Origin of the sequence: Romboutsia timonensis, assembly GCF_900106845.1 — a bacterium.
Classification (GTDB): domain Bacteria; phylum Bacillota; class Clostridia; order Peptostreptococcales; family Peptostreptococcaceae; genus Romboutsia; species Romboutsia timonensis.
Genome location: NZ_LT629850.1, coordinates 701,716 through 718,086, shown reverse-complemented (window position 1 = coordinate 718,086; position 16,371 = coordinate 701,716). Strand labels below are relative to the sequence as shown.

At 26.7% G+C, this 16,371-nt stretch carries 13 protein-coding genes; 8 read left to right on the top strand and 5 right to left on the bottom strand.

All coding sequences use genetic code 11. The features are described 5' to 3' along the window. The first annotated feature begins 4 nt into the window (after positions 1 to 4). The 4 genes from bilR to BN7997_RS06035 all read left to right on the top strand — a co-directional run bounded on the left by bilR (position 5) and on the right by BN7997_RS06035 (position 7,126). The gene (bilR, locus tag BN7997_RS06050; RefSeq protein WP_071119953.1) at positions 5 to 1,927 is read left to right on the top strand and encodes a bilirubin reductase, long form; all 1,923 of its coding nucleotides are present in this window, start codon (positions 5 to 7) and stop codon (positions 1,925 to 1,927) included. A 549-nt stretch (positions 1,928 to 2,476) separates the two neighbouring features. Then, positions 2,477 to 4,303 (top strand): translational GTPase TypA, encoded by a 1,827-nt coding sequence (gene typA / locus BN7997_RS06045; RefSeq protein ID WP_071119952.1) that lies wholly within the window; start codon positions 2,477 to 2,479, stop codon positions 4,301 to 4,303. 875 nt (positions 4,304 to 5,178) lie between these two features. Then, on the top strand, positions 5,179 to 6,114 hold the full coding sequence (locus BN7997_RS06040) for a magnesium transporter CorA family protein (RefSeq protein ID WP_071119951.1): 936 nt from the start codon (positions 5,179 to 5,181) through the stop codon (positions 6,112 to 6,114). A 73-nt stretch (positions 6,115 to 6,187) separates the two neighbouring features. Beyond that, a complete protein-coding gene (locus BN7997_RS06035; RefSeq protein WP_071119950.1) occupies positions 6,188 to 7,126 on the top strand; it encodes a calcium/sodium antiporter in 939 nt (312 codons plus the stop codon). A gap of 100 nt (positions 7,127 to 7,226) precedes the next feature. Here BN7997_RS06035 and BN7997_RS06030 read toward each other — a convergent pair whose 3' ends face one another. After that, a complete protein-coding gene (locus tag BN7997_RS06030; RefSeq protein ID WP_071119949.1) occupies positions 7,227 to 9,086 on the bottom strand; it encodes a tetratricopeptide repeat protein in 1,860 nt (619 codons plus the stop codon). A 167-nt stretch (positions 9,087 to 9,253) separates the two neighbouring features. On the opposite strand from BN7997_RS06030, the gene BN7997_RS06025 reads away from it, so the two are divergent. After that, on the top strand, positions 9,254 to 10,174 hold the full coding sequence (locus tag BN7997_RS06025) for an AEC family transporter (protein ID WP_071119948.1): 921 nt from the start codon (positions 9,254 to 9,256) through the stop codon (positions 10,172 to 10,174). A gap of 187 nt (positions 10,175 to 10,361) precedes the next feature. Here the strand turns inward: BN7997_RS06025 and BN7997_RS06020 are convergent, their stop codons facing one another. After that, positions 10,362 to 10,592 (bottom strand): hypothetical protein, encoded by a 231-nt coding sequence (locus BN7997_RS06020; protein ID WP_071119947.1) that lies wholly within the window; start codon positions 10,590 to 10,592, stop codon positions 10,362 to 10,364. Between the two features lie 104 nt (positions 10,593 to 10,696). Between BN7997_RS06020 and BN7997_RS06015 the strand changes: the two genes are divergently transcribed. Beyond that, positions 10,697 to 11,818, top strand: coding sequence for a DUF3810 domain-containing protein (locus BN7997_RS06015; protein WP_083335020.1), 1,122 nt, complete (start codon positions 10,697 to 10,699; stop codon positions 11,816 to 11,818). A gap of 115 nt (positions 11,819 to 11,933) precedes the next feature. Here the strand turns inward: BN7997_RS06015 and BN7997_RS06010 are convergent, their stop codons facing one another. After that, positions 11,934 to 12,770, bottom strand: a complete 837-nt coding sequence (locus BN7997_RS06010) for a DegV family protein (RefSeq protein ID WP_071119946.1) — start codon at positions 12,768 to 12,770, stop codon at positions 11,934 to 11,936. 152 nt (positions 12,771 to 12,922) lie between these two features. Continuing rightward, positions 12,923 to 14,101, bottom strand: a complete 1,179-nt coding sequence (locus BN7997_RS06005) for an AI-2E family transporter (protein ID WP_071119945.1) — start codon at positions 14,099 to 14,101, stop codon at positions 12,923 to 12,925. Between the two features lie 231 nt (positions 14,102 to 14,332). Between BN7997_RS06005 and BN7997_RS16290 the strand changes: the two genes are divergently transcribed. Next, the gene (locus BN7997_RS16290) at positions 14,333 to 15,115 is read left to right on the top strand and encodes a collagen-like domain-containing protein (RefSeq protein ID WP_071119944.1); all 783 of its coding nucleotides are present in this window, start codon (positions 14,333 to 14,335) and stop codon (positions 15,113 to 15,115) included. Between the two features lie 161 nt (positions 15,116 to 15,276). Here the strand turns inward: BN7997_RS16290 and BN7997_RS05995 are convergent, their stop codons facing one another. Continuing rightward, the gene (locus BN7997_RS05995) at positions 15,277 to 15,576 is read right to left on the bottom strand and encodes a GIY-YIG nuclease family protein (protein WP_083335019.1); all 300 of its coding nucleotides are present in this window, start codon (positions 15,574 to 15,576) and stop codon (positions 15,277 to 15,279) included. 485 nt (positions 15,577 to 16,061) lie between these two features. Between BN7997_RS05995 and BN7997_RS15555 the strand changes: the two genes are divergently transcribed. Next, positions 16,062 to 16,226, top strand: a complete 165-nt coding sequence (locus BN7997_RS15555) for a hypothetical protein (protein WP_154665236.1) — start codon at positions 16,062 to 16,064, stop codon at positions 16,224 to 16,226. Positions 16,227 to 16,371: the final 145 nt, after the last annotated feature.

Sequence of the window (16,371 nt, the reverse complement as noted above, 5' to 3'; positions counted from 1 at the left end):
TTATATGAAACTTTTAGAATCAATTAATGTAGGAAATATTACTCTAAAAAATAGAGTTATGTTTCCTCCTCTAACTACTGGATATGAAGGTAGAGATGGTAGCATAACTACTCAAAGTATTAGTTTTTATGAAAGATTAGCTAAAGGCGGTGTTTCATACATTGTAATAGGTGATGTTGCTCCTATTAATAGCTTCTCTCCTACTCCAAAATTATATGACGATAGTCAAATAAGTGGTTTCAAGAAATTATGCGATTCAATACATAAGCATGGTGCAAAGGTTGCTGTTCAAATCTTCCATCCTGAGTATGACTGTGATGCTATAAATAGCCTGTTTGCTAGTGGAGATATGAAAGCTGTTAGAGAAAAGTTACATCATGATATGAAACACTTTGTTAATGAAGTTAGCGAAGATTCTCTAAATGATATTATAAATAAAATGTGCAATTGTGCAATTCGTGCTCAAAAAGCCGGAGTTGATATAATCCAAGTACATGGAGATAGATTGGTAGGTTCATTATGTAGTACTATTTTAAATAAAAGAAATGATAAATTTGGAGCTACATTAGAAAACCGAACAAGATTTGCACTACAACTTGTAAAATCATTAAAAAAAGCTGTTCCTGGTATGCCTATTGATTATAAGTTTTCAGTTGTTACACCTGAAAGAGGTAAAGGTGGAATAGATTTAAACGAAGCTCCTATATTTGCTAAATGGTTAGAAGAAGCTGGTGTTGATATGCTTCATGTAGCTCAAGCAAACCATACTGGCAATATGGCAGATACTATTCCCCCTATGGGTGTTCAACCATATGGATTTTTTGTTGATATTGCATCTCAAATAAAAAAGGCAGTAACTATTCCAGTTAGTACTGTTGGTAGAATATTTAATCCTAAAATGGCCGAAAGTATTCTAGAAACTGATAAAGTAGATATAATAGGTCTTGGTAGAATTTTACTTGCTGATCCTGATTGGGTAAATAAAACAAAAGATAATAAAATTGAAGATATACGCCAATGTATATCTTGTAACAAAGGCTGTACTGATAATATTCAAAACCGTAAATTTTTAAGTTGCGTACTAAATGCTGAGAATGGATATGAGGAAACTAGAAAAATTACTAAGGCTATAACTAAGAAAAAGGTTGTAGTTGTAGGAGGAGGACCTGCAGGCCTTGAATCAGCTCGTGTTTCAAGTTTAAAAGGTCATGATGTTATTTTATTTGATGAAAATACATCTCTAGGAGGTCAGTTAAACTTAGCATGCATACCTCCTAGAAAAAATGAAATTAAAAGAGCTATTAAGTTTTTAACTCATTCAGTATGTTCTCAAAATGTAGATTTAAGACTTGGTAAAAAAGTAACTCAAGAAGATTTATTAACTTTAAATCCAGATGTTGTATTAGTTGCTGTAGGAGCAAGTAATGTTATACCAAATATAAATGGATATAACAATCCGATAGTATGCGATTCATGGAAAATATTAAGTGGAGAACAACAAGTATTTGGTAATATAGCTGTTATCGGCGGAGGTATGGTAGGCTGTGAAGTTGCCGAATACTTATGTAGTGAACCTAAAAATAAAGTTTCTATAATTGAGATGGATAATAGTATAGCTAAAGGTGAAAGTAATACTATACTTCCTACATTAATGGATAATTTTACTAAACACAATGTAAAAATATATACTAACCATAAGGTAAATGAAATATATAAAGATTCTATACTTTGTGAAAATGATAATAATGAAGTTAAAATTCCTTGTGATTATGTTGTTATGGCAATAGGTGCAAGACCTAACAAATTTGATGTTGATAAATTATTAGAAAATAATATAAAAGTAGTTAAAATCGGCGATTGTAAAGATAAAGCTTCTGATATAGAAAATGCTATAAAAACTGCTTATGATGCCGCTAACGAAATATAAACTTAATTTTAATAATAAAAGAATCTCCATTTTAGTTTTGGAGATTCTTTTTCATATAAACTATTATGTTCTATTTACATATCTATCTTAATATTTTAATTTTCTACCTTTAAACTATTTAACTCGTTGTGCTAGTTAAATTTAGTCATTGAAATTACTAAGGTTGATTATATAAAAATGAATTATTAAAAAATATTGGATAGCATTTTCAATATGTGTATAGATTAACTAGCACAACAGATTATTTAGTAAAAAAATAAAAATATTTATTAATTTTAATTAAATTTATTATTATCTAATCTCTATAAGATATTGATATTATATTTAACAAAAATATATAACTAATGATTTAAAACATTTTCCTTATGTAGAATTTTATATTTTATTATGTATTTTTATATAAATCGACTTTAAAATTTTATTTTTTACATAAAATATATAAACATTCTTCCTTTAACTTTCTTTTATTTTAAGTACTAGTATCTTGTATACACCCCTATATTTGTGCTATACTTAAAAAGTTATTTTAAGCTGAAAGGAGCAAAATATATGTCAAAAAATAAAATAATAAACATAGCAGTTATCGCCCACGTTGATGCTGGTAAATCAACTTTAGTTGACGCATTCTTACATCAATCTGGAACATTTAGAGATAACGAAGTAGTAAAAGATTGTGTAATGGATAGTAATGATCTTGAAGCCGAAAGAGGTATAACTATATATTCTAAAAACTGTTCAATAAACTATAAGGATTACAAAATAAATATAGTTGATACACCAGGACATAGTGACTTCTCTTCTGAGGTTGAACGTGTTATAAAAACTGTTGATACAGTTATATTACTAGTTGATGCTAGTGAAGGTCCAATGCCTCAAACAAGATTCGTTTTACAAAAATCTTTAGAAGCTGGACTTAGACCAATACTTTTCATAAACAAAATAGATAAGCAAGATCAAAGAGCTGAAGAAGTTGTTGATGAAGTATTTGACTTATTCGTTGACTTAAATGCAACTGATGAGCAATGTGAATTCCCAATAATATACGGTATAGCTAAGCAAGGTATAGCTAAAAAAGAAATGGATGATGAAAGTGAAAACTTAGCTCCATTATTCGAAACTGTTGTTGAACATGTTGAAGCATACCCAGATTATAGTGAAGAGCCTTTACAACTTCAAATATCTGCTCTTGCATACGATGATTATGTAGGAAGACTTGGTATAGGTAGAGTTTACAAAGGAACTGTAAAAAACGGTGAAACTGTATCTATCTGTAAAGCTGATGGTTCTGTTGCTAAAGGTAGAATAACTAAACTTACAGTTTATGAAGGATTAAAGCAAGTTGAAAAAAGTGAAGCTTATGCTGGTGATATAGTTGTTGTTGCTGGTATGGCTGATATATCTATAGGTGAAACTATATGTAATGCTGATAATCCATTACCAATGGAAATGATACACATAGAAGAACCTACTTTATCTATGAACTTCTTAGTTAACGATTCTCCATTTGCAGGAAAGAGTGGTAAATTCGTTACAACTAGACACTTAAAAGATAGATTAGATAAAGAATTAGAAGTTAACGTTGGTCTTAAAGTTGAGCCAATGGATACAACTGATGGATACAGAGTATCTGGACGTGGAGAACTTCACTTATCTATACTTCTTGAAAACATGAGACGTGAAGGATACGAAATAGGTGTATCTAAGCCAGAAGTTTTATTTATAAAAGATGAAAACGGAAAATTAATGGAACCAATGGAAAGAGTTATAGTTAACTGTCCAGAAGTTTACTCAGGAACTGTTATAAACAAATTAAACTTAAGAAAAGCTATGATGGAAGCTATGGAAATCGAAGGAGATTATGTTAAAATAACATTTATAGCTCCTACAAGAGGATTATTAGGATACAGAAGTGAATTCATAAATGATACTCGTGGAGAAGGTTCTTTAGTTAGATCATTTGAAAGATATGAAGAACACAAAGGTGAAATGCCAGGAAGAACTAACGGAGTTTTAATATCTCAAGTTGCTGGTTCAACTATGGCTTATGCACTTAACGCTTTAAGCGAAAGGGCTCAAATGTTTGTTGATCCTGCTGTTGATGTTTACGAAGGTATGATAATCGGTATGAACTCAAGAAAAGAAGATATGACTGTTAACCCTTGTAAGAACAAGAAATTAACTAACGTTCGTGCTTCTGGTACTGATGATGCAGTTAAATTACAAGCTGCTAGAACATTTACTTTAGAAGAAGCTTTAGAATTTATAGAAGATGATGAGTTAGTTGAAATAACTCCAGATGCTATAAGACTTAGAAAGAAATTCTTAAATGAACACGATAGATTAAGATACAACAAGTCAAGACAAGCTAATAAGTAATATAAAAGGCAATCTCTATTTTAGAGGTTGCCTATTTATATTTAATAATTCAAAGTAGTATATCTATGTAAATTCAATTTATTAATACAATCAAAATGTTATTTAATAAAAAATTCGCTTCGCTCATGTCGCCAACGACTTCGTCCGTTGCTAAAAATCTTTTTTACGCTCAAAACCAGTTTATTTATATTACTTACATTCAGAAGTTATCCGCATTTTTTAAAGTATTAAAATATCCTTAAGCGTAAAAAGAGTATCTTCATAGTATTAACTATAATGATACTCTTTTTTGTTAAATATTATATATATAAAATACTAGTTTTCAGAAACTAATTCATCTAGTACTTTGCTCTCTGATAAATAAGATACAAATGTTAGTCCATACATAACTCCAACTACTGCTAATGTTATTATTACTATACCCATTTCTATTTATCCCTCCTCTTATTTATATTATAGCCACTTTATGTGAATATACTGTGAATTTTCTATGAAATTAAATTTAGTTTAATTTTCTAAATTTTTAAACTTATTCTCTTTACTAATTTAATTATAGTCTTAATTCGAACTATATTCTAGTTACTATTTTGTAATTGTTCCACATAATGTATCTTTTATACATATTAATTATACATAATATTTTAAAAATATATTGAAACAATCCTATAAAAATGCTAAATTAAATATAATAGAATATTTTTAGGAGAGTGATGGAAAATGGACCATAGTCCTTTGGGAGGACAGAACTTAACAACCATCACTTATTTATTGTCTTTATTTAGTTAATTTTTTTATTTTGTTTATATAAATCAACTATTTAATAGATAATATTAAGTGATGAGATTTATATAAAACTTAATAAAGGATGGTTTCAAATGATAAGATACTATAAAACTATTGACAATAAATTGGAAAAACTAAATTCTTTTGAAGAAGGATGTTGGATAAATCTTGTTGAACCTAACCAAAGTGAAATTAACGAAATTGCTAATTTACTAAATATAGATATAGATAGTATAAAATCTGCACTAGATGAAGAGGAACGATCAAGAATAGATGTTGAAGATAATCATACACTTATACTTATAGATATACCAGTTGATGAAAGTGATGATAAATCTTCTCATTATACTACTATTCCTTTAGGTATAATTCTTCTTGAAAATGCATTACTAACTGTTTGTACTGCTCAAACTAAAATCTTAAATGATTTTATAGTAGGTCATATTAAAGAGTTTTACACTTATAAGAAAACTAGATTCATACTTCAAATTCTGCATAAAAATGCAACTTATTATCTGCACTACTTAAGAAGAATAAATAAGATGACAACTATTATAGAAAAAGAAATATATAATTCTATGAAAAATAAGCAACTTATACAGCTTCTTGAATTAGAAAAGTCACTAGTATACTTCTCTACTTCACTTAAAGCTAATGAACTTGTTTTAAATAAAATGGTTCGTACAAGTAGTATAAAAAAATACTCAGAAGATGAAGATTTACTAGAAGATGTTTTAGTAGAAAACAGACAGGCTGTTGAAATGGCAACAATTTATGGAGATATACTAAGTAGAATCATGGATGCATTTAGTGCTATAATAAGCAACAACCAAAATGGCGTTATGCAATTTCTTACATCTGTAACATTAATAACTACTATACCAACTATTGTATCAGGGTTCTTTGGTATGAACGTTGGGGGTATACCTTATGCTAATGATGTAAATGGGTTTTGGATTGTTATGTTAATTACAACTTTAATTTGTTTAGTTATAACATTTTTCATGTCTAGAAACAAGCTACTGTAAAATTAAAAATAAAAAAACCTTCATGAAATTTAATAATTTCTTGAAGGTTTTATATATACTTGGGGGTTTTATATTGACTTATATATTTTTAATCACAGGGTTTTTATTACTCTTTATTGGTGCCGACTTTTTTGTAAGTTCTTCAGCTAATATATCAAAAACCTTTAATATTAATCCATTTTTTATGGGACTTACTATAGTTGCATTTGGGACTAGCTCTCCTGAATTGTCAGTTAGTCTTATATCATCGTTAAATGGATCTTATGGTCTATGTATAGGTAATATTATAGGTTCTAATTTATTTAATATACTTATGGTAGTTGGAGCTTTGGGATTTATAAAAACTTTACGTGTTGATAATTCTATATTAAAAATGGAATTTCTATTTTTAATATTTTGCTCTATAACTTTATTATTGTTATCTATGGATAATTCTTTGGGGAGATTTGATGGTATATTACTATTACTACTCTTTACTTATTATATGTTTTCTTTTTCACCAATTAATAATTATAGAGAATCTATACCTTTAATTCGTAATAACATTATTAAGTTTAAAGATAATACTAAATTTTATGATATATTAATAAATATTTTTAGTTTATTGGCTATATTTACAGGAGGAAAGATGGTTGTTGATTCTTGCCTTAATATAGTTGATTACTTAGATATAAGTAGTAGACTTATAGGATTTACTATAGTAGCTATTGGAACATCTCTTCCTGAGCTTATAACATCTATTATAGCTTCATGTAAGAATGAAGGTGATATTGCTCTTGGAAGTATAATTGGGTCTAATATATTTAATATATTATTTGTAATTGCTATTCCAGCATTAATAAATCCTATAGATATAGATAGTAAATTAATTTTCGATAGTATATTTACAATTATTGCTACTATTTTAGCCTTTATATTCATCAAAAGGGAAAATTATATTACTAAACATGAAAGCCTTATTCTGGTTTTCACTTATATCATTTATATACAATTTTTTATATCTAAATCTTAAATAAAAATTTACTTTGCTTGATAAATGTGTCAGCTAAACACTTCATTATTTATAATATGATTTCCTTGTAAATAAAAAAAGAAAGCTTTTGCTTTCTTTTTTATTTATCTATTATCATATCCGTTATACATTCTTCAAACATGCTATCTATATCCTCATTTATTTGTAGTATATATATAGGAACATATTCATCATCTTCTTCTGCTTTTTCTTCTAATTCAAATTTTGCTATTAATGACTTGTGTAAATCTATATTTAAATTTGGCATTTTACTTAATATATCTTTGCTATCTTCATAATCTTTATTTCCTAATGATGTATACATATCTAAGCTCTTTTTGTAATATAGCCATGCTAACATATACTCACATCTTGAGTCATCAGATCTAAGACCTTCTTTAAAATATTTTTCAGCTTCGTTGTATTCTTTTAATCTTAAATTTAATAATCCTAAGTTATATATAGATTCTATACATTTTTTACTTCTAGATTTTTCATACCAGTACTTAGCATCGTCATATTCTTTATAATGAATATCATATATCAATCCTAACATATGCTCTGAATATGTATTTGCATCATTTGCAGGTATTTCAAAATATCTTTTTGCTTCTTCATACTTACCTTCATCAAAGTATAATTTACCTAAGTAAATATAGGCATTTATATTATTTTTACTTGTTGCTATTTCAAAATATTTCTTTGCTTCTTCGTTATCTCCTAAATCCATATAAATCTGAGCTATTTTATAGCTTGAATTTGAATCTCCACTTTCACTAGCTTTTTTATACCATATTATTGCTTCATCATAGTTTTCAAACTCTTCATATATGTTACCAATTTTAATTTGACAACTAACACTATCACTTCTTCTTAAATAAAAAGATAATGCTTTTTCTTTCTCATTAGTTTTATAATATAAATCGCCTAAGTTTTCAAATGATTCTCTACATCCATTTTCTATAGCTTGCATATAATAATTTTTCGCTTGTTCATAATTTTCATCTTCAAAATATAGACCTGCCAAGTTATTTTTAGCTTCAACCATTCCACTTTCTACACACATTGTATAGTATTCTTTAGCTTTTTCAATTTCATTTTCTTTATTGTATAAATTTGCTAATCTAAATTTTGAGTACATATGATCTTTATCACAAGCTTTTTTATAGTATTCTATAGCCTCTTCATATTCTTCCTGTCTATCATAAACATAAGCTAATCTATATTGCGATTTTGTATGACCTTGATCTGCACTTTTTTTATAGTATCTTTCTGCTTCTTCTAGGTTATTATTTTTCTCCATTATAAGACCTATATTAAAACATCCTTTATCATTGCCAATTTTGTGTAGATATTTATAAAGAGATATTGCCTCTTTTTCATTTTTATTATTTTGATTTATAATTGCTAAGTTGTACTTACAATTTTCCTCTAACATTGTAGATCCTTTTTTATAGTATCTGCATGCACTTTCCTCATCTCTTAACACTGTGTATAGTACACCTAAATTAAAACATGCTATAGGTAAGTTCGAATCTGATGCTTCTACTAACCATTTTTCAGCTTTTTTATATTCTCTTAATTTGAAATAAGATACTCCCATATTATTTTGTGCTTTTAAATGTCCTTCTTTTGCTGCCTTTTCATACCAATAAAGACAGTGTTCATATGCTTCTACATTAAAGTACATATTACCTATATCAAATGCCGCATCTATTATTCCATTTTTATATGCTCTAGAATACCATTCTTCTGCTTCACTATATTTCTTTTTATCATAATATATATTAGCTAAAGCATATTGAGACTTAGCATAATCATATTCTGCTGCTGTCTTGTATTCTTTTATTGCGTTATCTATTTTACCTATTTTTTCAAAAAAAGTTCCTTTTGTATGATATATCATAGGATCTTTAGGTATATTTTTTATTTTATCTAAAGAAGATTTTATATCACTCATATTGCACTCCCTATTTTTACATTTTTTTACTTAATTATACATATAATTATATAACATATTTATATTAGTATCTATATTTTAGTAATAACTATATATTTATATTCATGTTGGTATCATTTTTTACATTTATTAATATTTTAATATATAACTTTCTAGGGGGAATTGCTATGAACTTTATTAAAACTTTTACACAAGTTTTAATTTTATTTATATTAATATCGATTGGATATTTTATCAGATATAGAAATTTAATTGATAAAAGCTTTACTTCTAAGCTTTCAAATCTTGTTCTCTCAATATTTTTACCAGCATTAATAATAAATTCTATGCAAATAAATTTTGAACCTAGTATTATAAATAAAATAATTATTATAATTTTACTATCCTTTATAACTTACTTAATATCTTATCTTATTGCATACTCTTTAAAATTTATATTCAAATCTGATAAAGACATAGGTGTATATCAATATGCTGTTATGTTTTCTAATGTTGGGTTTATGGGGTATCCAGTTGTTCAATCTATATTCGGAAGTGATGCTCTATTTTATGCTTCTATTTTTAATTTACCTTTTAATCTTCTTATTATGACTTTAGGTGTTTACCTTTTATGTAGAGGAAATAAAAATTATGATTTTTCTATTAAATCCTTTGTAAATCCAGTTATAGTATCTATTTTAATAGGATTTATATTGTTTATATTTAGAATAAAGCTTCCTGTATTTATTAATGATACTTTAGAATTATTAGGAGATCTTACAACTCCTCTTTCTATGTTAATTATAGGTTCTATGCTTTGTGAATCTCCTGCAAAGGAATGTTTTTTTAATAAAAAATTATATTTAATTGTTTTTATTAGATTATTATTTATTCCAGCTTGTATTTACTTTATTTTAAAAGGAATAGTAAATGATAAATTACTTTTATCTATACCTGTTATTTTAACTTCTATGCCTATTGCCACTAATGCAGCTATAATGGCTAATAAATATAAGGCTAATGAATCTTTAGCTTCTCAGCTAGTATTTCTTTCTGCTTTATTATCTATAATTACTATACCATTTATAAGTTTTTTATTTATAAGATAGTTATAAATTCACTTTACTCAATATAACTATTAAATTAGAATAAGATATACACTAAAAATATATTAATGTATTATAAGAGAGGGCTTTAACCCTCTTTTTTGATGTATAAATTATTTAAGTTTTGAGCAATTAATTTACCTGAGACAATATGAATATATTTTATTTCCTCTTTGCTTAGGTAACTAATTTATATTTTTTTTAAGTCTATATATGCTTCTATTTGTGGAATGTAAAGCATATTGTCTTTAATATGAGTATTACCAAATTCTTTAAGCTCTATTCCTTCTTTGTCCTTTGTTATTTTATATTTTATCACTTCACTATCTTCATTTATATTAGCATGAAAATACATTCCCTCATATTGTTTAAATCTAAAATTAAAATTATCTCTTGTAAGTTTTATAACTAATTCTTTCATATTTTTTTCCTTTCCCTTATACTTTATTCTATCACTATAATATATTTAGCATAATTTAGCAATTATTATATAATATAAGTATAGTACTTTTTTTGAGGTGATTTATGATTAAAAAATTAAAACTATTATCATTATTACTTTTTCCATTATCTATTTTTATTAACACTGTATTATCAAGATATCCTCATTTTATAGAAAAATATTATTCAATTAGTATAAATAAATTTATAGTTGAAATTTTAAGTAATATAAGTGGAATTTTTCCATTTTCTATTTATGATATTACAATGTATTTAATAGTTATATCTATAGCTTTATTTATTATTTATACAATTTACATAATTATAAATAGTCCAAATAAATTAAAAGTTTTTATAAAAAATTCTTTACTTAATATTTTATCAATAATATCTATATTTTATTTTTTATTTATAATTTTATGGGGATTAAATTATAATAGGATGCCCCTTGAGACTACTTTAATAGAAAATTATAATTTTAAATATAATAAATCTATATCTGGTATAGATAAAACTAAAGAAGACTTGGCAAATTTATATGAATTCTTAATAGAAAATGCTAACGAAACTAGAAAACTTGTTAAGTCAAGTGATGGTGTTATGAAAGCTAATACTGATTATAAAGGAATAATAAATAGAGCTTATCTTGGATATGAAAATATATTAGATTTGTTACCTAATCTATCAGGAAATTATAGTAATGCAAAATATGTTATGTCATCTAAACTTATGTGTTATACAGGTATAACTGGTATTTATTTTCCATTTACGGGTGAGGCTAATGTAAATGTAGCAATACCTGATATTTATATACCATCTACAACATTGCATGAAATGGCTCATCAAAGAGGTTATGCTAGTGAAGATGAAGCTAATTTTATAGCTTATTTGGCTTCTATAAATCATCCTGATATAGACTTTAAGTACTCAGGATATATTTTAGCTTTAAATCATACAGCTAATGCTCTTTACTCTGCTGATTATAATGCTTATGTTGCTTTATCTAAAAATATATCTGAAGATGTTTTGTTTGATTTAAGAAATAATAGAGAGTTTTGGAAAAGATACGAAGGAAAGATCGATAATATTTCAAATGAAATTAATAATACTTACCTTAAAGCTAATGGTGTTTCTGAAGGTGTTAAAAGTTATGGAAAAATGGTTGATTTATTGTTAGTCTATTATAGTTTATATCCATATAAATAAAAAAATTAGTATTTGGTTAAATTTCACGAATACTAATCTTTTTTTAAATATTGTTTTTGTATAAAGCAACTTACTAGGTAGTTTTATACAAAAACATTAGCTTAAATTTATATTATTATAAAACACTAACTAAAATAGCACCTTCACCTGTATAAGTACCTATTGAAGCACCTACTTCAACTATGTGTACACTTTCAAACTCATTATACTTTGTCATAATATTTTTCATAATTATAGCCTTTGGTAAATTATTAGCGTGTCCAATAAATAATGACTTTTTGCTGACATCACCCATTCTATCAAATACCAATTTTTGAATTGATGCAAGTGCAGTATCATAACCTTTAGCTGTGCCTGTAGGTTTAACAACATTATTTCCGATATTTATAATTACATTAAAATTTAATGCACCTACTATTTTGCCAGTCAATGGACTTATCCTTTCACTTTTAATAGCATTATCTAAATTCTCTAAAACACCATAAAATATTATTCGTTTTTTTATTTTTTCTAAAATATCCACTATTTCTTCAAAACTTCTATCCTCTTCTATTAATTTAGCTGCTATAACTGCTAATTGACCTTGCCCGATAGAACCTACTTCTGAATCTATTACAGCAATCTTTCTTGTTTTATCATTTTGCTCACACATATTTTGTGCCAAACTTGCTGTATAGTATGTTGATGATAATTGAGAAGATACTGTTATAACTACTAAATCTTCATCACCTTCATAATTTTCTAAAAAGGTTTCTGTTGATGGATGCGAAGTTTTTGGAAGTTCTTTGGATAGTGACATTTTCTTGTAAAATTCACTATTTTTCACACTCCTATCAACAAACGTTTCATCTCCAATGTGAATATTTAAAGGTATTACTGTAATTCCATACTTTTTAACTAGTTCTGTACTTAAATCACAAGCACTATCTGTAATTACTCTAATGTTTCGCATAATTTCCTCTCCTTGTTATATAAACTGCCAATATTCCTTACTTTAATTTTATATATTTTTTTAACTCGTGTCAATTTTTATCGTTTATCGCCTGTAAATAATGATTATATTTTTGTTGTTTAGTAATTATTGTATATAAAAAATGCTAGAGATTAATCTCTAGCATTTTTCATATATTCACTGGTTTCAGTTGGAAGTCCTTTTTTTCTTAATTTAGACTCTGTTATATCTTTTATTATAGAATATATTATAGCAAATAAAGGAACACCTATTATCATACCAACTAATCCTAATATTTTTCCTGCCACTAAAAGTGCAAATAATATCCAAAATGCTGATATTCCTATAGAATCTCCTAATATCTTAGGTCCTATAACATTACCATCTAATTGTTGTATTATAAGTATTATAAGTAAGAACCATAGTGCCTTAACTGGTGATACAAACATTATTATTACAAATGATGGTATAGCACCAAAGAACGGTCCGAAAAATGGTATTATATTAGTTATACCAATTATAACAGATATAAGTATTGTATATGGCATTTTAAATATTGTAAGTATTATAAATGTTAGTATACCTATTATAGCTGAATCTATTATTTTACCACTTAAAAATTTACCAAATGTATCATTAGTTCTATGAGCAAGATCTATTGCTATTTGTGAATGTTCTTCATTAAATAATGCACAAGTTATCTTTCTACTTAAAGCACAGAACTTTTCTTTATCTATTAATAAGTATATTGATACAATTAATCCTAAAACTATATTCCATATACTTGATGCTACCACTTTAAGTGCGTTTCCAAGTATCGGAAGTACATTAGTTACTACGTTTATAGTATATGTTACTATTTCGTTCCACTTTTCCATAGCCATTCCTACATATTCATTGTTTGCATCTAAATTTCTAGTTAGTTCTTCTATTAATTTAGTTGCATTTGACACATATGTAGGTACATCATTAACAAGTCCTGCTATACTATCTACTAATTGAGGAAGAACAAACTGCATAAATAAAGCAATTATAAAAAATACTGTTAAGTATGTAAGTACTATAGATATTCCTCTCTTAGATTTTTTCTTTAGATTTTTAACTAAATCAAATACTAATACTTTTTCTTCATAAAATACTAATATAAAGTTGAATAAATATGCCATTACAAATCCTATTATAAATGGTTGTAATGTAGATACTACCCACCCTAATTTAGTAGTAAATGCATCAATTTCACCTATTATACTAAAAAATATTATGCTAGCACATATTACTAAAAATGCATAGACTGATATAGTTGTGTACTTTTTATTCCAATCTATCTTCATAAAATCCTCCATAAAATTTAGTGACTTAAATTCAACCGCACTATTTTAGGTACGTAAGTGTAATATATCATATCTAATTAAACTTGTCATTAAATTTATGTTAAATATAATATGTATTTTAGTAACATTATAATTTGATCTATTATAGAGTGTCTCTTTTTTGTCAATTTAATCATATATCTATAGTATGTAGTTATGAACTACTAAAATATTTATCATGGAGTGTTGTTTATGCATAAAGACTATATTAGCAAAGACAAAATTTGTGGTTGCCAAACTTCAAAACCATCATGTAAAACTAAAAAGAAAGATTATTGCAACGTAAAACCTGATATGGAATCTATGTTTGTATATCCTATAAACTTATGTGACGTTCAAATATATCAGATATTATGTCAATGCATGGGAAGAGTTGTTGGTTTAAAATTAGTAGATAGCGACTGTATACTAAGATTAAAAATAAAACAAGTAAATCAATGTGCTGTTATGGGTAAAACTTGCTCTGGAAAAGGACCTATATATGTTAAATTATCTTCTATACAATATGTAGATTTAGGAAAAGAAACTTATGTAAATCCATTATGTAATGTTGGTACAGTTCAAGGTATCCAAGGCCCTCCTGGCCCTCAAGGTCCTAAAGGTGATATGGGTCCTATGGGTCCTCAAGGTCCTGCTGGTCCTAAGGGTGACATGGGTCCTCAAGGTCCTGCTGGTGTTAAAGGTGCTAAGGGTGATATGGGTCCTCAAGGTCCTGCTGGTGATATAGGTGCTATGGGTTCTCAAGGTCCTGCCGGTGCTATCGGTCCTATGGGTCCTCAAGGCCCTACTGGTCCTACTGGTCCTCAAGGCCCTGCTGGTGCTATGGGTCCTCAAGGCCCTACTGGCCCTCAGGGTCCTGCCGGTGCTGTCGGTCCTATGGGTCCTCAAGGTCCTGTTGGTCCTAAAGGTGCTATGGGTCCTACTGGAAAAACTGAAAAATATACACCACCTAAAAAAGTACCCTATAAAAACTAGTATTAACTTAAAATTTACTTTGAATATATCTATTGCTAAATATATTATTTTTTATTTTTTAAAACCTATTGATAGAAAAATTATCAACAGTTTTTAATATATTATAAAATCATATTAAGAAAAAGGAGCATCTATTATTTTTTATAAAATAGATGCTCCTTTTATTCATTATGTGGAAGTTTATAACATTCTTTATTTTCCAATGTTTCTAAAAACTCCTTTGGATTTTTAATAATCCATAACTTCTTGTTCCTATTTAGTCTTTTTATATAATATTCAAGCTTCATAGCATTGCTTTTACTATCAGCTATAAAGTAAGTTTCTAATCTTTTAAACCCCTTTACCCTGCTATATTTGCAATTTATACCACTTTCATGTTCTTTCATTCTTCTAACTATATCTGTTGTATACCCAGTATATAGTGAATCATCTTTGCATCTTATTATATATGTAAAATACATCATAATCTCCTATATTAATTCCTTATTAATAAAATTTAATTATATTTTGTTTATGTATCTATTTCTCAGGATTATATTTTTGAGCAGTGTTTTAGCAAAATTTTACTTACCTAAACATACAAATTTGCTTTATTAACTTAATACTTATACTCTTATTTAGTCCTTCTAATTTTTCATTTATTACTTTTTCATTATCTCATGTATTCCCTCTTGTGTAAACTCTTACACATAAGTATTTTCTATTATGACTATGTTAGCTTACTTCGTGATAATAATGGCATAAAATAACCATACCTAGTATTTTTAATGATTTGAATTATAAAGTATGGTTATTTTTCTAATTTGCTATAAATTGTTCATAATATATTAATAAATATATGATATAATAAAATTCTAAATAAAAATTGAATATATTCTTTGAGTGCATTCATACTTAACTTATCAAAAGACAATCACCTACTTTCTAGTGAAAGGAGGTGGAAAGTATGGAAATTGCAACAATATATTACATAGTAAAATTTTTACTTGATTTATATAAAGCAAAAAAGCACTCAAACACGACTAAGAGTACTTTTAGCTTTAAGCTAGAGACTTCTAAATTTAATTTAGAAATCAATAGCAAAAAATATTATATTATTAATATAAGTTAGGAGAATACACTCTACACGACTAGAATATACTCTCTAATTTTTTATTGATAGTTATATTATATCATAATTTATGATATATAAACTATCATTTTTTTTATTGTATATTATTAATTTCACATTATATTAAAACTGTTCATTAAGTCTG